Source organism: Luteolibacter sp. SL250, from assembly GCF_026625605.1.
Classification (GTDB): domain Bacteria; phylum Verrucomicrobiota; class Verrucomicrobiia; order Verrucomicrobiales; family Akkermansiaceae; genus Luteolibacter.
Map to the genome: position 1 here is coordinate 3,128,013 of NZ_CP113054.1, position 17,646 is coordinate 3,145,658.

At 62.0% G+C, this 17,646-nt stretch carries 15 protein-coding genes; 10 read left to right on the plus strand and 5 right to left on the minus strand.

From position 1 onward, the window contains the following. Positions 1 to 7 precede the first annotated feature (7 nt). The 4 genes from OVA24_RS13775 (at position 8) to rimK (ending at position 5,037) form a co-directional block, all read left to right on the plus strand. Positions 8 to 1,495, plus strand: coding sequence for an ABC transporter substrate-binding protein (locus OVA24_RS13775; RefSeq protein ID WP_267670441.1), 1,488 nt, complete (start codon positions 8 to 10; stop codon positions 1,493 to 1,495). Then, positions 1,492 to 3,198 carry an ABC transporter permease gene (locus tag OVA24_RS13780; RefSeq protein WP_267670442.1) on the plus strand — a complete coding sequence of 569 codons (1,707 nt, stop codon included), beginning with the start codon at positions 1,492 to 1,494 and terminating at the stop codon, positions 3,196 to 3,198. The genes OVA24_RS13775 and OVA24_RS13780 overlap by 4 nt, the downstream gene beginning before the upstream one ends. Before the next feature lie 54 nt (positions 3,199 to 3,252). Then, positions 3,253 to 4,023, plus strand: a complete 771-nt coding sequence (locus OVA24_RS13785; RefSeq protein ID WP_267670443.1) for an NIPSNAP family protein — start codon at positions 3,253 to 3,255, stop codon at positions 4,021 to 4,023. A 108-nt stretch (positions 4,024 to 4,131) separates the two neighbouring features. Beyond that, positions 4,132 to 5,037 carry a 30S ribosomal protein S6--L-glutamate ligase gene (rimK, locus tag OVA24_RS13790; protein WP_267670445.1) on the plus strand — a complete coding sequence of 302 codons (906 nt, stop codon included), beginning with the start codon at positions 4,132 to 4,134 and terminating at the stop codon, positions 5,035 to 5,037. Between the two features lie 6 nt (positions 5,038 to 5,043). Here rimK and OVA24_RS13795 read toward each other — a convergent pair whose 3' ends face one another. Next, complete coding sequence (locus OVA24_RS13795) at positions 5,044 to 6,312, minus strand: replication-associated recombination protein A (protein ID WP_345783444.1); 1,269 nt, start codon at positions 6,310 to 6,312, stop codon at positions 5,044 to 5,046. A 139-nt stretch (positions 6,313 to 6,451) separates the two neighbouring features. Here OVA24_RS13795 and OVA24_RS13800 point away from each other — a divergent pair, with 139 nt between their 5' ends. Beyond that, the gene (locus OVA24_RS13800; RefSeq protein ID WP_267670447.1) at positions 6,452 to 7,003 is read left to right on the plus strand and encodes an NUDIX hydrolase; all 552 of its coding nucleotides are present in this window, start codon (positions 6,452 to 6,454) and stop codon (positions 7,001 to 7,003) included. Positions 7,004 to 7,023: 20 nt separating this feature from the next. Here the strand turns inward: OVA24_RS13800 and OVA24_RS13805 are convergent, their stop codons facing one another. After that, on the minus strand, positions 7,024 to 7,635 hold the full coding sequence (locus OVA24_RS13805; RefSeq protein ID WP_267670448.1) for a hypothetical protein: 612 nt from the start codon (positions 7,633 to 7,635) through the stop codon (positions 7,024 to 7,026). Between the two features lie 53 nt (positions 7,636 to 7,688). Between OVA24_RS13805 and OVA24_RS13810 the strand changes: the two genes are divergently transcribed. After that, on the plus strand, positions 7,689 to 8,624 hold the full coding sequence (locus OVA24_RS13810) for a hypothetical protein (RefSeq protein ID WP_267670450.1): 936 nt from the start codon (positions 7,689 to 7,691) through the stop codon (positions 8,622 to 8,624). Positions 8,625 to 8,639: 15 nt separating this feature from the next. Here OVA24_RS13810 and OVA24_RS13815 read toward each other — a convergent pair whose 3' ends face one another. Further along, the gene (locus OVA24_RS13815) at positions 8,640 to 9,536 is read right to left on the minus strand and encodes a mechanosensitive ion channel family protein (RefSeq protein ID WP_267670451.1); all 897 of its coding nucleotides are present in this window, start codon (positions 9,534 to 9,536) and stop codon (positions 8,640 to 8,642) included. A 141-nt stretch (positions 9,537 to 9,677) separates the two neighbouring features. On the opposite strand from OVA24_RS13815, the gene OVA24_RS13820 reads away from it, so the two are divergent. Together OVA24_RS13820 and OVA24_RS13825 are read left to right on the plus strand one after the other, a co-directional pair. After that, on the plus strand, positions 9,678 to 13,145 hold the full coding sequence (locus OVA24_RS13820) for a pyruvate carboxylase (RefSeq protein ID WP_267670452.1): 3,468 nt from the start codon (positions 9,678 to 9,680) through the stop codon (positions 13,143 to 13,145). 105 nt (positions 13,146 to 13,250) lie between these two features. After that, entirely contained in the window at positions 13,251 to 14,027 is a 777-nt protein-coding gene (locus OVA24_RS13825) for a hypothetical protein (RefSeq protein WP_267670453.1), read from the plus strand. Here the strand turns inward: OVA24_RS13825 and OVA24_RS13830 are convergent. Continuing rightward, positions 14,017 to 14,361, minus strand: a complete 345-nt coding sequence (locus OVA24_RS13830) for a hypothetical protein (protein ID WP_267670454.1) — start codon at positions 14,359 to 14,361, stop codon at positions 14,017 to 14,019. The two genes, OVA24_RS13825 and OVA24_RS13830, sit on opposite strands and share 11 nt — an antisense overlap. Positions 14,362 to 14,537: 176 nt before the next feature. Here OVA24_RS13830 and OVA24_RS13835 point away from each other — a divergent pair, with 176 nt between their 5' ends. After that, positions 14,538 to 15,311 (plus strand): PEP-CTERM sorting domain-containing protein, encoded by a 774-nt coding sequence (locus OVA24_RS13835; protein ID WP_267670455.1) that lies wholly within the window; start codon positions 14,538 to 14,540, stop codon positions 15,309 to 15,311. 15 nt (positions 15,312 to 15,326) lie between these two features. Here the strand turns inward: OVA24_RS13835 and OVA24_RS13840 are convergent, their stop codons facing one another. Next, positions 15,327 to 16,205 (minus strand): class I SAM-dependent methyltransferase, encoded by an 879-nt coding sequence (locus OVA24_RS13840; RefSeq protein ID WP_267670456.1) that lies wholly within the window; start codon positions 16,203 to 16,205, stop codon positions 15,327 to 15,329. Between the two features lie 208 nt (positions 16,206 to 16,413). Between OVA24_RS13840 and OVA24_RS13845 the strand changes: the two genes are divergently transcribed. Further along, entirely contained in the window at positions 16,414 to 17,616 is a 1,203-nt protein-coding gene (locus tag OVA24_RS13845) for a hypothetical protein (RefSeq protein ID WP_267670457.1), read from the plus strand. The last annotated feature ends 30 nt before the right edge of the window (positions 17,617 to 17,646 follow it).

A 17,646-nucleotide genomic window follows, 5' to 3' on the forward strand; every position in this document is an offset into this window, starting at 1 on the left:
CCCGGAGGTGAAAACACGCGCGCTGCTGATCCTGGGCCTGCTGGCGGTCATCGTGGCCCTGCCCGTGGTCCTGCGCCGCGAGACCGCGACGGTATCCCCTCATGGGGCGGACGACCGGCTGGTGATCATCACCCCGCACCACGAGTCCATCCGGCTGGAGTTCGAGGAAGCGTTCGCCGCTTGGTGGAAGCGTTCCACGGGCCGGACGATCTATCTGGACTGGCGGAAGCCGGGCGGCACCTCCGAGATCCGGATGGTGCTGGACGCCGGGTTCGAGGCGGCGACGGACGGAGGGCGCGAGGGCATCGGCATCGACATCTTTTTCGGCGGCGGCGAACCCGACTTCTCCGGCCAGGCGAGGCTCGGGCGACTGGTACCGCTGGATGTTTTCAGGAAGCATCCCGAATGGTTCGGAGAAAGCAGCGCGATCCCGGAGACCTTCACCGGAGAACGTTACTACGCCGCCGACCATACCTGGGTGGCCACGTGCATGTCCCAGTTCGGAATTTGCTACAATCCTGACGCGCTCAAGCGCATGGGCCTGCCGGAACCGACACAGTGGGATGATCTGGGTGATCCGGGTTACGCGGGATCCCTGGCACTGGCGGATCCCACGAAAAGCGGCTCCGTCGCCCGCACGTTCGAGCTCATCCTCCAGAACCAGATCCAGCGTGAAATGGCGGCATCTCCCGGCGATGACAATGCGGCGATTGCCAGGGGATGGGAGAACGGCCTTCGGCTCATCCAGCGGATGGCGGCGAATGCCCGCTACTTCACGGACAGCGCTCCGAAGCCCCCGCAGGATGTGGTCCAGGGAAATGCCGCGGCGGGCATGTGCATCGACTTCTATGGCAGATCCTATGAGGATGATTTCACCACCGCCGATGGCCGCCCGCGGCTGAAGTGGATCGCCCCGCATGCGGGCACCACACTGAGCGGAGACCCCATTGCCGTGCTGAAAGGCGCGCCTCATCCTGAGATCGCACAGGCGTTCGTCGGGTTCTGCCTGACGCCGGAGGCCCAGCGGATCTGGTTCGGAAAGCCCGGCACCCCCCATGGCCCCATCGCCCGCTCGCTGCACCGCATGCCAGTGAGAAAGGACGTCTATACGCCGGAGAATCTGGCAACCTCCAGCATGCCCGGCGTTCATCCCTACGCGGATGAGGGGAACTTCACCTACCGCCCGGAACTCACCGGCAGCAAGGCATTCAACACCATCCGGAATCTGGTGAAGGTGATGTGCATCGACTCCCATGAGGAGATGAAGGATGCCTGGCAGGCGCTCCGCGATGCCGGCATGCCTGAGGACGCTCTGGCCGTATTCTCCGACGTGTCCATGGTTCCCTACTCCACCGTCGGCAAGGGTGACGCCCGGCTCGACTCGAAGGACCCCATGGAGGCTGCCGCGCGCGCCACCGAACTGGGAGGATGGTTCAGGGAAAACTACCGCCGCGCCGCCGCGATGGCGCGGGCGAAAACCACCACCGCCCGATGAAACGGGGCACCGCCATCTTCCTGACGGCCATCGTCACGCTGCTGTTCGCGGTGTTCTTCCTCTATCCGGCGGGGATGGTGGTGAAGCAGGCCTTCGAGTTGAAGGGGCCGGATGGCTCCACCCGCTACACGCTTGAGTTCATCAGTGCGGTGTTCCGGAATCCGATCTACCGGGAGGGCCTTTGGAATGCCTTCGCGCTCGGCATCACCAGCACCATCGCCACGCTGGCAATTGCCTTTCCCCTCGCCCTCATCGGGCACCGCTATGATTTCATGGGGCGAAGGGTGCTCGGCGTGCTGGTGCTGGCGCCACTGATCGTCCCGCCCTTCGTCGGGGCGGTAGGGGTGAAGCAGATGCTGGGGGTGAACGGAGCGCTGAACGCCCTGCTCATCGACCTGGGGATGATGGATGCGGCATTGCCCTACGACTGGCTCGCGCACGGACGGTTCGCGGGCATCGTCGTGATGAACGCCCTCCATCTCTACCCCATCCTCTACATGAACATCGCGGCCGCGTTGTCGAATCTGGATCCAGCGATGGAACAGGCGGCGGAAAATCTGGGCTGCCCTCCGTGGAAGCGCTTCTTCCGCATCACCCTGCCACTCTCCATGCCGGGGGTATTCGCAGGCTCCTCCATCGTCTTCATCTGGGCCTTCACGGAGCTGGGGGTGCCGCTCGTTTTCGACTACGCGCGGGTCGCCCCGGTGCAGATCTTCGATGGCATCAAGGGACTGGACAAAAACCCCATCCCCTACGCCCTCACCGCCATCCTCCTGGTCGTCGCGGCGGTGGTGTTTTCCCTGTCGAAGCTGGTGATGGGGCGCTCCCCCCTCGGCACCGCACCGCGCCCGAAGGGACGATCCGGCCTGAAGCGCATCGGCGGCATCCGCTCTACCGCGTGCGCCCTATTTTTCCTCGGGGTGTTCCTCCTCGCCTCCGTCCCCCATTTCGGGGTAATTCTCCTTTCACTGGCCGGGCGCTGGTATGGCACGGTGGTGCCAGATGAATTCACCGCACGGCACTACATGGAAGCGCTGGGCAACGGTCTGGTCGTTCCGTCGATCCAGAACAGCCTCATGTATGCGGGATGTGCCACGCTCGTAGCCCTCGCCATCGGACTTGCGGTGGCATGGGTCGTGGTTCGCTCGGACCTCAGATCCCGGGCGTGGCTGGATGCTCTGGTGATGCTGCCGCTCGCCGTGCCCGGGCTGGTGATGGCCTTCGGCTACCTGGCGCTGTCGCAGGAGGACAAGCCGTTCCACTTCCTCATCGGGGTGGACGGTAACCCGTTCCTGCTGCTGGTGATCGCCTACGCTTTCCGCCGCCTTCCCTACATCGTCCGGTCCGCCGTGGCGGGCCTCCAGCAGAGCAACCCCGCGTTGGAAGAAGCCGCGCGCTCGCTGGGTGCCACGCCGTCACGCACGCTGCGGAGGATCGCCATCCCGCTCATCGGGGCGAACCTCATGGCCGGCTCCATCCTCGCCTTCGCATTCGCCATGCTGGAAGTGAGCGACAGCCTCATCCTCGCCCAGCAGACCCAGCACTACCCCATCACGAAGGCCATCTATACCCTGCTCAGCACGCTGGGGAATGGCACCGAACTGGCCGCCGCACTGGGGGTTTGGGCGATGGTGTTCCTTTCCGTGGCCATCATGGGGGCGGCCATCCTGGCGGGAAAACGCGGAGGACTGTTCCGGGTGTGAAGCGAGGATTTGCCTCGCCAATCCATGGCTGCGTTTCCAGTCTCGGTCAAAGCCATGAGACGCGTCACGTTCCTCCGCCTCCTCACCCTTTCCATCTTCTCCGCCATGTCCGCCACCGCGGCTGAAAGCTCCACCAACACCTGCTTCGAACTCCGCACCTACTATGCGGCGGAAGGAAAGCTGGATGCGCTGAACTCACGCTTCCGCGACCATACGACGAAGCTTTTCGCCAAGCACGGGATGACCAACGTCGGCTACTGGTTGCCGCTCGAAAACACGGAGAACAAGCTGGTTTATCTGCTCTCCTACCCGGACAAGACCGCCCGCGACAAATCATGGGCCGCCTTCCAGGCGGATCCGGAGTGGGTCGCCGCCAAGGCGAAATCCGAGGAAGGCGGCAAGCTGGTCGCCAAGTCCGAGAACCGCTTCCTCTCCCCCACCGACTTCTCCACCATCACCTACGCCGCCGCGGACGCGCCGCAGACCTTCGAGCTGCGTACCTACACCACCGGCCCCGGCAACCTGGAGCATCTCCTGAAGCGTTTCCGCGAGCACACCGTCGCCCTGTTCACGAAACATGGCATGCGCCACTTCCACTACTTCACACCTGCGAAGGGCGAGCCGGGCGCGGACAACACCCTCATCTACTTCCTCGCCCACGCCTCCCCGGAGGCGGGCAAGGCATCCTTCACCGCCTTCCGCGCGGACCCTGAATGGATCAAGGCGCGGGCCGCTTCCGAAGCCGCTGCAGGCGGCTCCCTGACCGTGGAGGATGGCGTGAAATCCGAGCTTCTCAAGGCGACGGATTACTCTCCGGTGAAATGACGGCAGGCTGGCTACGGGCCGGCACTACCATATTCCAATCCCGTCACACGAATTCCGGTTGACCATGGCCGGAGCGCGTCTATTGCACCCATCCGCGTGCATCGCCCCATGAAGCTCCTCATCCTTTCCCGCAACCCGCAGCTCTACAGCACCGATGCGCTCGTCAAGGCCGCCGAAAAGCGCGGCCATGAGGTCCGGGTGGTGGACTACCTGCGCTGCTACATGAACATCACCTCCCGCAAGCCGCGCATCTACGTGGACGGGGAGGAACTGCAGGCGGATGCCGTCATCCCCCGCATCGCCGCGCGGCACACGTTCTACGGCAACGCCGTCGTGCGCCAGTTCGAGATGATGAACGTCTTCACCCTCAACGATTCCGTCGCCATCGCCCGCTCCCGCGACAAGCTGCGCTCCATGCAGATCCTGGCGAAACGCGGCGTCGGCCTGCCGGTCACCGGCTTCGCCCACCACACGGACGCCACCGGCAAGCTCATCGAGATGTGCGGCGGCGCGCCGCTGGTCATCAAGCTGCTGGAAGGCACCCAGGGAGTCGGCGTCGTACTGGCGGAAACGGCGAATGCCGCCAGCTCTGTGATCGAGGCGTTCAAGGACCTGAACGCGAACATCCTGGTCCAGGAGTTCATCAAGGAAGCGAAAGGCTCTGACATCCGCTGCATCGTCGTCGGAGGAAAGGTCGTCGCGTCCATGAAACGTCAGGCTCCCGAGGGCGAGTTCCGCTCGAACCTCCATCGTGGCGGCTCCGCCGAAAAGGTGAAGATCACCCCGGAGGAACGCGCCACCGCCATCCGCGCGGCGAAGGCCATGGGCCTCAACGTCGCCGGTGTCGATCTGCTCCGCTCGAACCACGGCCCCGTCGTCATGGAGGTGAACTCCTCCCCCGGTCTGGAAGGCATCGAGCAATCCTCCAAGAAGGACGTGGCCGGCGGCATCATCGAGTTCATCGAGCGGACCCTTGCGAACCCTGCCAAGGCTTCCAAGTCCGGTGACAAGTGAAGTTCCCTATTTCCCCATCTGCGAACGCCAGTAGTCCAGGCGTTCCTTGATCCGCTTCTCCATCCCCTGCTCCCCGGGCTGGTAGTAGGTGCGGCCTTCCGGGAGGTAGGCCTGCGGGATGTAAGCACCTTCGTAGTCGTGGGAGTAAAGGTAGCGCAAATTCTCTTCGGTCTCCCCGGATGCACTGGCGAGCTTCTTGCGGGTTCTGGTCCGGAGATGCGGCGGAACCGCCAGCGTGCGGCCACTTTCCACGTCCGCCATCGCTTTTCCGAGCGCCGCGTAGGCGGTGTTCGATTTCGGGGCGGTGGCCAGATAGACGGTGGCATGGGCCAACGGGATCCTGCCTTCCGGCATGCCGACGAACTCCAGCGCGCCGTGGGCGTCCAACGCCACGCGCAGGGCGCCGGAATCCGCCAGGCCGATGTCCTCCGAGGCTGAAATCACCAGCCGCCGGGAGATGAAACGTGGGTCCTCACCGGCGTGCAGCATCTTCGCCAGCCAGTAGAGCGCCGCATCCGGATCACTGCCGCGGATGGATTTGATGAACGCGGAGGCGGTGTCGTAGTGGGCGTCGCCGTCCGCGTCATACACCACGGCTTTCCGCTGGATGGACTCCTCCGCCACGGCCAGCGTCACCCGCACCACGCCGCTTTCGTCCGCATGGGTGGTGAGCGCCGCCAGTTCCAGTGCGGTGAGTGCTTTCCTCACATCGCCATCGGACTTTTCCGCCAGATGCCGGAGGGCATCCTCATCCGCCTGGATTCCCCGCCCGCCCAGACCGCGTTCCTCATCTGAGATGGCCCGCTCCAGCACCGCGACCACATCCTCCACAGGCACAGCTTCCAACTGGAAAATCTGCGACCGCGAGACGAGCGGCGAGTTCACATGAAAATACGGATTGTGCGTCGTCGCGCCGATGAACCGCACCACGCCGCGCTCGATGTGCGGCAGCAAGACGTCCTGCTGCGCCTTGTTGAAGCGGTGGATCTCATCGATGAAAAGGATCGTCGTTTCCCCCCGCAGCTCGCGCCACGTGCGGGCCTGGTCGATCTTGGCGCGGATCTCCGCCACGTTCGACTCGACGCCGTTCAGGGACTCGAACCGGGAACCGGTTGTCCTCGCGATCACGCTGGCCAGGGTGGTCTTCCCCGTCCCCGGCGGGCCGTAGAAGATGAGCGAAGTAAAGCGGTCTGACTCGATGGCCCGGCGGAGCAACTTTCCTTCGGCCAGGATGTGCTTCTGGCCAGCCACTTCATCAAGCGACCTCGGCCGCATCCTGGCGGCCAGCGGCTCGGATGGATTCGGTTTGTCTTTGAGGGCGGCGGGAGTGGTGAAAAGATCTGACACGTCTGCTTGGGAAAAGCATCCCATCACTTGCCCTCCGCCGCCAGCCGATTTAAGGAGCAGCCCGCTGATGCAGAAGTCCCAAGTCCTCGATATCGTCTCCGCCTATCTTTCCCGCCATCCCGGAGAGGCTGAGCGCCTGCGGGTTTTCACCGACTATCTGGCGGTGAACGACGACCTTTTCAGCCGGAAGAATTTCAACGGCCACATCACGACGAGTGCGGTCGTCTTCAACGAGGAAAGGAACAGCATCCTGATGATCGTCCACAAGACACTGAACCGCTTCCTCCAGCCCGGCGGACATTTCGAAGGTGACGACTCACTGGCTGCCAGCGCGGCTCGCGAGGTGCTGGAGGAAACCGGCGTGACAGTGCAACCACATCCCGCGGCGTCCGGGGATCATCCCGTGGACATCGACGCCCACTGGATGCCTGCCAATGCGAAAAAACAGGAGGACGGCCACTGGCACTTCGATTTCCGCTATCTGTTCACCACCACCCACGCGCATGACTTCTCACTCCAGGAAGAGGAAGTCAGCGGATGCGGATGGCACGGGGTGGAATCCCCCGAAGCCAAGTCATGCTTCGGGGATTTCTGTTGGGAGAAACTCGCCCTCCATTGAAACGTCGGGCCGACAGACCGTCACCGCCGGCGGCGCCCGGCGGCCAATCCGCCGAAAACCGCGCTGATGAAGAGCGCGCTTGCTTCCGGCACCGCGCCGACCGTTGACGGAGCATATGCTTCTGATTCCCAACCTGCGGAAACCAGAGTGGCTCCGTTCAGAGTGCCGTCCGTCGGCATATCGAACTTCAGCCAACCGAAATGGAGCTCTCCGTCACGGAAGAACCTGACCCCGGCGTAGAACTCACCGTAGGAAACGCCCGCGAACGGATCGAACAGGATCGTGGTGGACACGTAGGAGGCTCCGTTCGGCAGCGATCCGTTGGCCAATTCATAGCCTTCCCCCACCGTACTGGCCGCGAATCCGTCTGAGACCATCCATGCGGACGTCGAGGCACCATTGAAACTGAGGGCAGGATTGGGACCGTAGTACTCCCCGGTGATGGAAAAGTCGTTCGTCCCATCGCCATCAATGTCCAGCACCAGCGCGCCGTTGTCCGCCGCCGTGGAAAGATCCACCATGGAAATGGAGGTGGAGAGCACCGCCGCCGCTTCCGCCGTTTCAGTCGCTGCCAGGGCGGCCAGGCCTGCCACCGTTCCGATTCTCGCCGCTTTGCCGATTGGACTTTTCATTTGTAAGGGAGGCCGGGAGAGTGCTTTTCATCAGTTATTCTTAGCAATCACGAATGCGAAATAAACTCCTCGAAAACGCGGCGGCACTCGATCTGGTTTCCGATCCTTGGCCAGCCAGCCTCATCGAATCCCTCCTGTCCCGCTCGGACGAGCTCTTCGGGCGGTTCATGGAGCTGAGAAAGCAGGCGGACAGGGACCTCGGCCACCTTCCACAGTATCCTTGGGGACAATGCGAAACCATCACCCGGAGGGTACGCTCGCTGGCGATTGGCAAGGAGTGGATGAAGGAATGGACGGACCTCGGCATCCGGCCGCGCCGCATCTATGGAATCCTGAAGGATCTTTATTTCCAGAACGCCATCCAACTCGGACCGCTCTACATCGACCCGGCGAACAACACCGTCAACGTCACCATCCCGCCGGTCGAAATCCTACCTGCCTCAAAGGTCCTGTGGTGCAACCTGTCCGACCCTGCGGAATACCGCCGGGTTGCCCGCCGCTATCTGAACCTCGCCATCTATCCGAACACCTGCCTCCCCGTCCTTTTTCCGTTCATTCCGTTCATCGCCATCAACGCCGAAGGACATGTCTTCCCTCTGAGGCACCAGGATGTCATCCTGTGGAAGGATGCTGCGGCGGATTTCGAACTGTCCGACCGGTGGCTCGCCGGTCTGGACGCAGATGACCGTCTTCCTGCCATCGCGGAAGCCACGCTTGCAGAGGCCGTCGCCGCTGACGGATTCCCGTTGGAATGGTCGCCTTGTGCCCCATCGGACATCCGCTCCAGTGTCCTCCCCGACTACCGGCAGCAGCTCGATTCCCCCAATCTCATGTCCCTCTTCAAGACCGCGCTGCGACTCAGGGACGCCTCGCTCAAGCAACTCTACCGTCAACCGGCGCGCATCGGAGGAAATGCCCTCGCCGGTCTGCAGGAATCCGGGCACGCACCGCGTCCGAGGGACATCCATGACCTCTCCTGGACACGCTGAGATTTCCTCACTCCTTCACGCCCCCTCGGGCTTCGGCGCCTGACCGATCATGTGGTAGTCCACCTGGGGGAAAGGGAAGGAGATCTTCTCCTTATCAAAGGTCTTTTTCACACGCTCCCGCATCTCGCAGGAGACCCTGAAATGATCCCCGGACGCGACCCAGAACCTGGCCTGGATGTCCACCGTGCTATCCCCCAGATTCTGGACAATGACGACGGGTGCCGGACTCTCGTGGATGCGCGTGTCTTCGGCCACGAGCCGCATCACAACGTCCCGTGCGTGGTCGATGCTGTCCTCGTATCCAATTCCGAAGGTGAGATCCACCCGCCGGGTTCCGGCGATTGAAAAATTCATGATCGATTCGTTCACCAATTTTCCGTTCGGAATGAACACCGTGAGGTTATCCGGCGTCCTGAGGACGGTCTGGAAGATCTGGATCTCCGTCACGATGCCTTCAAAGGTCTGTGCCTTGATCATATCCCCGACCCGGAACGGCCGGATGATCAGCAGCACCACGCCCCCCGCAAAGTTCTGCAAAGTACCGGAAAGGGCCAGGCCCACCGCGAGTCCGGCCGCGCCGATGACCGCAACGAACGAGGCTGTCGGGATACCCAGGTAATTGATCAGCGTGATGACCAGAGCGACCTTGAACGCCGCATCCAGCAGGCTGCCCAGGAAGGGTCTGAGGGATGGATCGATCCGTTTGTTCTCAAGCAGCTTCTGCAGCCAGCCACTGAGCAGCTTCGCCAGCTTCCAACCCACCAGCGCCATCAGCAGGGTCAGGCCCACCTTCGGAGCGAACGCCACCACCGTATCCAGTGATTTCTGGCCGTAGCGGGTCGCCTGTTCCGTCCAGCTGAGGGGTTCGGTGGGAACCGCTCCATCCACGGTCACCGTTTGTGCGAGAATCATCCACATGTCTGTCTAACATGCCACATTCCGCAGGAACGCAAAAAACTTTAACCCGCATCATCGGCGGCCGGTTGCGTTCTTTGAATCATTGGAAATTCCCTCTTCCCCTACGCTTTTCCCGCCCCTTAGACTCTCCGAGTCATGCTGGAAACCCAATCCAATCCCGGAAAACTGATGGCCGCCAACCGCGGCGAGATCGCCATCCGCATCTTCCGCGCCGCCAACGAACTCGGTCTCCGCACCGTCTCGATTTTCGCCGAAGAAGACCGCTTCTCCATCCACCGTTTCAAGGCGGATGAGGCCTACCAACTGGACTCCTCGAAAGGCCCCGTCGGAGCCTATCTGGATGTCGAGGGCATCGTCAAACTGGCCAAGTCGAAAGGCGTCACCATGATCCACCCGGGCTATGGTTTTCTGTCTGAGAACGCCGCCTTCGCCCGCGCCTGCGCACGGGAAGGCATCACCTTCATCGGACCGTCCCCGGAGCTGCTGGAGAACATGGGCGACAAAACCGCCGCCCGCCAGCTTGCTGAGAAATTCAAGGTCCCCACCCTGCCCGGCACCGAGGAACCGATCACCGACCCGGACCAGGCGCTGACCGTGGCCCATGAGATCGGCTTTCCACTCATCATCAAGGCCGCATTCGGTGGCGGCGGACGTGGCATGCGCGTGGTGGATAAGCCCTCCCAACTGCCCGGCCTGCTCGCGGAGGCACAGAACGAAGCACTCAACGCCTTCGGGAACGCCGCCGTTTTCCTGGAGCGCTACATTTCCCGGGCGAAGCACATCGAGGTCCAGATCCTGGGTGACCAGCATGGCAACGTCGTCCATCTCTTCGAACGGGACTGCTCCGTGCAACGCCGTTACCAGAAGGTGGTGGAGGTTGCCCCTGCCGTGAACCTCGATCCGAAAGTGCGCAAGGAACTCTGCGATGCCGCCGTTTCGCTGGCAAAGGGCATCGGCTACAACAACGCGGGCACCGTCGAATTCCTCTACGACATGGACAAGAACGACTGGTTCTTCATCGAGATGAACCCGCGCATCCAGGTGGAGCATACCGTGACCGAGTGCGTCACCGGCATCGACCTCGTCCGTTCCCAGATCCTCGTTTCCGCCGGAAACTCCCTGTTCGGTGATGAGATCGCCATCCCCCAGCAGGATCAGATGCCCTGCAATGGCTTCGCCATCCAGTGCCGCGTCACCACGGAGGATCCTGAGAAGAACTTCGCGCCGGACTACGGCCGCATCCTGAACTACCGCTCCGCAGCGGGCTTTGGCATCCGCCTGGATGCCGCCTCCGGCGACGCCGGTTCCGTGGTCACACCCTACTACGACTCCATGCTGGTGAAGGTCACCGCCATGGGCCGCAGCTTCCCCATCGCCTGCCAACGGATGGACCGCGCCCTGCGCGAGTTCCGCATCCGCGGGGTGAAGACGAACATCCCTTTCCTGGAGAACGTCATCGAGGATGAGACCTTCCGCACCGGGCAGGCCCACACGAAGCTGATCGACACCAAAACGTCCCTCTTCAATTTCAAGATCAAGCGAGACCGGGCCACCCGCACCTTGGCCTACCTCTCGGACATCACCATCAACGGCAATCCTTCCGCGAAGAACTGGAGACCTCCGTCCCCGCTTCCCTCCGCGACCATCCCCGCGAAGCGCGGCAGCGGCTTCCCCGCGGACAAGCATACGAAGCATCTCCTGACCGAGCTGGGACCGGAGAAGTTCACCCAGTGGATCCTCGACCAGAAGCGGCTCCTCATCACGGACACGTCGATGCGGGACGCGCACCAGTCGCTCATCGCCACCCGCATGCGCGGTCTCGACATGCTGAACATCGCGGAGACATATTCCAGCAACCTGCCGCAGCTTTTCTCGCTGGAGAACTGGGGCGGAGCCACCTTCGACACCGCCATGCGATTCCTCAGCGAGGATCCGTGGGAACGCCTGCGCCAGCTCCGGGAAAAGGTGCCCAACATCCTTTTCCAGATGCTTTTCCGCGGATCGAACGCGGTGGGCTACTCGAACTATCCGGACAATGTGGTGGCCGGATTCGTGAAACACGCCGCCGACAGCGGCATGGACATCTTCCGGATCTTCGACTCCCTCAACTACCTGCCGAACATGAAGGTGGCCATGGAGGCGGTCCGCGGGCATGGCAAGGTCCTCTGCGAAGCCGCCATCTGCTACACCGGCGACATCCTCGACGAGAAGCGGGACAAGTATTCCCTGAAATACTACGTCGCCAAGGCCAAGGAACTGGAGGCCATGGGCGCGCATATCCTCGCCATCAAGGACATGGCGGGTCTCTGCAAGCCGCAGGCCGCCTACAACCTCGTCAAGGCGCTCAAGGGCGAGATCGGCATTCCGATCCACTTCCACACCCACGACACTTCCGGCCTCAACGCCGCCTCCGTCATCGCCGCCGCCCGTGCCGGTGTCGATATCGCGGACCTGGCCCTGGCCTCCCTTTCCGGCTCCACCTCCCAGCCGAACCTCAACTCCGTCTGCGCCGCCCTGGCGAACTCCGAACAGGACCCGGGGCTGGACATCGAAGCGCTCAACGAGGTTTCCGACTACTGGGAGGAAGTGCTCGGCTTCTACAAGCCCTTCGATTCCGCGCCGCGCGCCGGAACAGCGGAGGTCTATGACCATGAGATGCCCGGCGGACAGTACACCAACCTCCGTGAGCAGGCGAACGCCATGGGCCTCGGCCACCGCTGGCGCGAGATCGCCCGCACCTATGCGGATGTGAACCAGCTTTTCGGAGACATCGTGAAGGTGACGCCATCGTCAAAGGTGGTCGGCGACATGGCGATGTTCCTCATCACCCGCGGAATCAAATCCGCCGATGTGCCCAAACTGAAGCCCGGCTCCATCGACTGGCCGGAAAGCGTCATCGACATGCTCTCCGGTGGTCTCGGCCAGCCGGACGGCGGATGGCCTGTGGAGGTCCAGAAAGTCGTGCTCGGCAACAAGAAAGCCACCACCAAACGGCCCGGCGAACTCGCCGAACCGATCGACCTGGAAGCCACCCGCTCGGAACTCACAGCCAAACTCGGCCGCGATGCCTCCGATGACGATCTCTACTCCCACCTGATGTATCCGCAGGTGTTCTCCGACTTCATCGCGTTCCGGAAGAAATACGACGACCTCAGCAGCCTGCCGACCTCCGCGTTCTTCTACGGCCTGCAGATCGGAGAGGAGATCGAAGTCGAGATCGACCCCGGCAAAATCCTCATCATCAAGCTCATCTCCATCGGTGAGCCGGACAGCGAGGGCCGCCGCGCCTTGTTCTATGAACTCAACGGCATGCCGCGCGAGTCCGTCGTGGCGGACAAGTCGCTCGTTTCCGTGGCGAAAGCCAGCAGGCCCAAAGGCGACCCTTCCTCCCCTACCCAAGCCTGTGCTCCGATGCCCGGCATGGTCACCGAAGTGGCAGTCTCCGCCGGGCAGGAAGTGAAGGCGGGTGACAAGCTCATCGTGCTGGAAGCGATGAAGATGCTCACCACCGTCTCCGCCAGTGCCGACGGCATCGTGAAGGAGATCCTGGTCAAGAAAGGCGACCAGGTGGACAGCGACGACCTGCTGGCGAGGCTGGAGTGACGGATCGGGTTTCCGTGGGATGGACCACCATCCCACGGCCATCAACTTGCGTGCATCCCGTTTTTCCTTGAAGCGGCAATGACCGGCAGGGAATCTCGTATCCTGATGAAAGCCTCCACCCTCCTGCTGACGCTTGTCCTTCCGGTCACATGCAGCTTCGCCCAGGAGGCACCGGAGGCCCTCGCGTCCCTGAAAGGAGCTTACGAGAAGGAGAGCCTCGCGGCGCTGGATCCCCTGACGAAGCGCTATGTGGACAGCCTCCACTCGCTGAAGCTGAAATACACGCAGTCCGGAGATCTGGAAGGTGCCCTCGCGGTGGATGGGGAGATCAAGCGGATGGCGGACAACGGAGGAAGCAAGCACCCATCAACCGGGGATCCGATTCCCGCGGATCTCGCCGCTCTCAGGAACATCTATATCGACGCTGCCTCCAAGGCCGTTGGTCCGCTCACGGGTAGTTACATCACATCCCTGGAGGCGATGAAATTGAAGTTCACCCAGCTCGGCAAACTTGAGGAAGCGGTCGCAGTGGACAACGAACTCAAGCGACAGACCGCACTCGTGCAAGCAGCCTCTCCCAAGGCATCCGCGGACAAAATTGATACCGCCAAACTGGCGGAGCTGAAATGGCGCATGCCGGAGAAGCTTCTGCCCGGTGGTGAGTCCAGCCGCCAGTGGGTCCAGTTCGCCCCCAACGGCCGCCTCGTCTGCGGGTGGAACACCGCCAACTTCAACTGGAAACCGGCTGACGATGGCAGCGTTCTTTTCTATCCATTCAAAAACCGGCAGAAGGCGGTGAAATTCGAGTGGGACAACGAGTCCCCCACCGCCACGATCAGCACCGAAGACAGCTCCCACAAGGTCACCCAGTTCAGGCGGTGAGAAGCCGCGCCATCCACCGATGGCCCGCCCATATCTCCATCAGAATGTCCGCGCTCAGTAGCACAAGGATCACCCACCCCAGCCTCCTCAGCCACCTGTCCGCGTTCGTCGCGGAAAGCCAGTGTCCGCTGGCCCGGATCGCCCAATGAGCCAGGTGATCCGACTGCCAGATCAGAACCAGAGGCAGTACGAATGATGCTCCCTCACGGAATGCGCGGCCAACACCCAGATGGTATCCGGCAGTCAACAGCACCACCACCGCCACCGCCGCCGAAATCCAGCGGTGGTGTTTGAGCGAAGGTGATGCGGCATAGTCCGCCTCTTTCAATTCCATGATTTGTTCCGGGTGATGATCAATTACCCGCCGGATGTATCAGCCCGGAGCCACAGGCTCCATCCCAAAACGGGGCTGAGATGCCGCTGCCTCCACTCTCCCGCGATCACGGAATGGCGGAAACCCGCAATCCATGGGAATCTCCATCCGTTCTCTCCCCCCCTTTTCCACCCCAAATGAAACGCCCCCTCGGCCTCACGGCCGCGTTTGCCCTGATGGCAGCATCCACAGGCACCACGCTCGCCCAGAATTCCCTTCTCATCACCTACGCGGAGAACCCGGGTAGCGTGAACTCCACGCTCTCCCACACCAGTGTCTTCGACTTCAACAACCTCTCCACCGGAGACCTGACCAACGTCAACTGGGATGGCGTTGGCACCTACGACCGGCTGAGCATCAGGAACGCAGACGTCTATGGAGGCGCGGGCACGGGCGGTTCCCGCTACTCCGTGCAGGGTGCCGGCGGCGTGGAGACCTCCACCCTCTCCTTCAGTAACAATCATGCCTACTTCGGCATGTGGTGGTCCGCCGGTGACAACCAGAACGAGCTTTCCTTCTTCAGCGGTGACACGTTGATCGCCCGATTCAGCACGGAGACCCTCCTCGCACGCCTCGCCACCACCCGGGAATACCATGGCAATCCCAACGAAGGTGACTTCAAGGGAGGAAACGCCGGTGAACCCTATGCTTTCGTCAATTTCTTCGGCGAGGGCGACACCACCTGGGATCGCATCGTTTTCACCAACACCTCCGGCAGCGGATTCGAGACGGACAATCACACGGACCGCGTCCAGAAGTGGGGCTATTATGCCGAAGAAGAAAACAAGCCGATACCAGGTGTCGTGCTTGCCCGTGCATCCGGAGACACGGTGAACATGGTTCCTGAACCCTCCTCATCGGCCTTGTTCGCCGGTCTCGTCGGGCTCATGGCTTTCCGCCGCAGGCGTTGATTTCCGGCCGGTTCTTCAAGTCGAAACCGCCACCACCTGCAGCCAGCGTCCCACCGTATCCGCCTCCTCCGGCGTGGTGAGACGGTCATTCACATGGGTGATGGTGAAACCCGCCTCCTCCAGCAACGCGATGTAGTTGTGGGACAGCGAGAGTTCCCAACCGTAGGGATAAGTGCCAGGTTCACGTGTAAGGTCATGGTCGGCCGCGATGCTTTCCGTCAGGGAAACCACACAACCACCCCACTCACGGCTCATGCGCCCGAAAAGCCCCTCCAGCTCCGGCCGGGTGAAATACTCCAAGACCCCGCCGTTGGTCACCAGCACGGTTCCCGGACCACCATTCTGCTCCATCCAACGCAGTCCGTCCGAGTGATGGAAGGACATCCGGCCACTCTCCCGGTAGATCAGCCGGTTGTTCTCAACCTGCTGGAGGTTCACATCGACGCCGTGGAACTCCGGAAGATCCGGCAGGCAGCGGCGGAAATGATCGAGAATCTTCCCATCCCCGGAACCGATCTCAACCATCCGGCGGAGTGAATTGCGCATGCCATCCATCGCGCTTCGGGTCTTGTCCACGATCGACGAATGATAGGCCAGAAAGAGGGTTTCGTAGCGATGGGACAGTCCCTCGTAGAATTCATCCGACGCTCCTGACGCCCAGTAGTCGCGCAGGAAATCCCGGATCATCGCATGATCCTCCTCGCCCACCGCCTTCATGAAGTGGCCGTTCCTGATGAGCCGGCCACTGAGGGGTGGGTGGTTTGAAAACGGCTTGCTCTTGATCGCTGTCGAGAGATCCGGCCTGACGGACATCAGCATCCGTCCGGCGGTTCCTTTCAAAAGGCGGTGAAGTGGAAGATCTGAGGTCTTCCGGTAGGCTTTCAGCAGTTTCATGAGTAAATGGGGGGTGTTACTCCGTCCCGCGCCACAAGTGACACGAAGAAACCGGATCGTTATCCACACCGCCCTCCCACCTCAAGCGTCAAATCCTTGAAGAACAGTTGGTTGAAAATCTCAGCTGATTGTCGGGAGATTCTGATTGTCCGGCATCACCCCTGCCCCATACGCCCGCGTATGTCACAAGAATGTCGCTTAACGGGGAATGCCGTTCCCCCTTCCGGAGCGAAACTACCCCCAGCTTTCCGCCCTGCGGCTTGCGATCTACCTGATGAAAACGGCCACCGATCTCACTCCGGAAACTGATGATTCCGGCATCCTCCTGAAACCCGCGAAAGGCAGCTTCCTCCGGAAACTGGGCGCCGGATCGTTGGCTGTCTCCCTGATTCTCCATGGGATCATCGTGGCCATCGGCATTTTCGTGGTCATCGCCGTCATTCCACCCGAGCCGGAAAAGACGGTCGATTTCAAGCCGAGCGGCGGAGGAGGCGGCTCCCCTGCGTCCTCCCCCAGCCAGAAGAAGATGCAGGTCAGCATCGCAAAGCCCAATACCGCCCGGGTCGCAGCGGCGAATGTGGCGAGCGCCTTCACCCTCCCGGAACCAACATCCTCCAGCACCATGAGTTCGCTGGGCGCACTCGGTGGCAGCATGGGCACGGGAGGCCTCGGCGGTGCGGGCAGCGGCGGTGGCTCTGGAAATGGAACCGGCATGGGCACCGGTGATGGCATGGGTATGGGGAATGGCATGGCCGGCGGAAAAGGCCTCATCGTTTTCGGCACCACGCTCAACGTCCGCTCCATCGGTGTGGTGCTGGACGTTTCCGGATCCATGACCAAGCACCTGCCGAAGGTCATCCACGAACTGGACCGGGTGGCGAAAGGCAGCCCCGTGGTCCTGCATGTCGGTTGCGGCATCAGCGGGGGGAAAACCCGGCCGAACATCGACGCGGTGGTTTCCCAGATGCGCCGCGGCGGCAGTGAGGATTCCTTCAAGCGCTTCTGGTACCTCTATCAGGATCCGTTCTACCGGGATGAAAAGAAGGACTCCCGCACCAAGGTGGACTTCAGCCGCCCCCTCCCCGTGCCGGAAGTCTACGAGGTGTTCGCCAGCCGCCATAACACCTATTACAACGATCCTGAAGGACCGAAATCCACCGCCGACGCCATCCTCTCCCGGGAGTTCGACAAGGTGGACGCGATCTATTGGTTCGCGGACTTTCAGGACCGCATCGATGAGGAACAGGCCGGTGAGATCCTGAAAACGCTCAAGCGCAGGAAGCAGAAGCTCTACATGCACGCGTCCGCCCAGGGACAGTACATCGATGTGGCCCGCAACCTCATCTGCATCCCCTCCGGCGGCAAGGAGATCCAACCGGACGCAGACCCGTCGAAGTCAGCGAAGAAGTGACGCCTGGATCTTCAATTCCGTCATCGACTT

Bases quoted from the DNA above. Each gene is read 5' to 3' on its own strand.
- OVA24_RS13780 (WP_267670442.1), top strand. From the start codon at position 1,492: ATGAAACGGGGCACCGCCATCTTCCTGACGGCCATCGTCACGCTGCTG.
- OVA24_RS13785 (WP_267670443.1), top strand. From the start codon at position 3,253: ATGAGACGCGTCACGTTCCTCCGCCTCCTCACCCTTTCCATCTTCTCC.
- rimK (WP_267670445.1), top strand. From the start codon at position 4,132: ATGAAGCTCCTCATCCTTTCCCGCAACCCGCAGCTCTACAGCACCGAT.
- OVA24_RS13795 (WP_345783444.1), bottom strand. From the start codon at position 6,312: ATGCGGCCGAGGTCGCTTGATGAAGTGGCTGGCCAGAAGCACATCCTG.
- OVA24_RS13800 (WP_267670447.1), top strand. From the start codon at position 6,452: ATGCAGAAGTCCCAAGTCCTCGATATCGTCTCCGCCTATCTTTCCCGC.
- OVA24_RS13805 (WP_267670448.1), bottom strand. From the start codon at position 7,635: ATGAAAAGTCCAATCGGCAAAGCGGCGAGAATCGGAACGGTGGCAGGC.
- OVA24_RS13810 (WP_267670450.1), top strand. From the start codon at position 7,689: ATGCGAAATAAACTCCTCGAAAACGCGGCGGCACTCGATCTGGTTTCC.
- OVA24_RS13815 (WP_267670451.1), bottom strand. From the start codon at position 9,536: ATGATTCTCGCACAAACGGTGACCGTGGATGGAGCGGTTCCCACCGAA.
- OVA24_RS13820 (WP_267670452.1), top strand. From the start codon at position 9,678: ATGCTGGAAACCCAATCCAATCCCGGAAAACTGATGGCCGCCAACCGC.
- OVA24_RS13825 (WP_267670453.1), top strand. From the start codon at position 13,251: ATGAAAGCCTCCACCCTCCTGCTGACGCTTGTCCTTCCGGTCACATGC.
- OVA24_RS13830 (WP_267670454.1), bottom strand. From the start codon at position 14,361: ATGGAATTGAAAGAGGCGGACTATGCCGCATCACCTTCGCTCAAACAC.
- OVA24_RS13835 (WP_267670455.1), top strand. From the start codon at position 14,538: ATGAAACGCCCCCTCGGCCTCACGGCCGCGTTTGCCCTGATGGCAGCA.
- OVA24_RS13840 (WP_267670456.1), bottom strand. From the start codon at position 16,205: ATGAAACTGCTGAAAGCCTACCGGAAGACCTCAGATCTTCCACTTCAC.
- OVA24_RS13845 (WP_267670457.1), top strand. From the start codon at position 16,414: ATGCCGTTCCCCCTTCCGGAGCGAAACTACCCCCAGCTTTCCGCCCTG.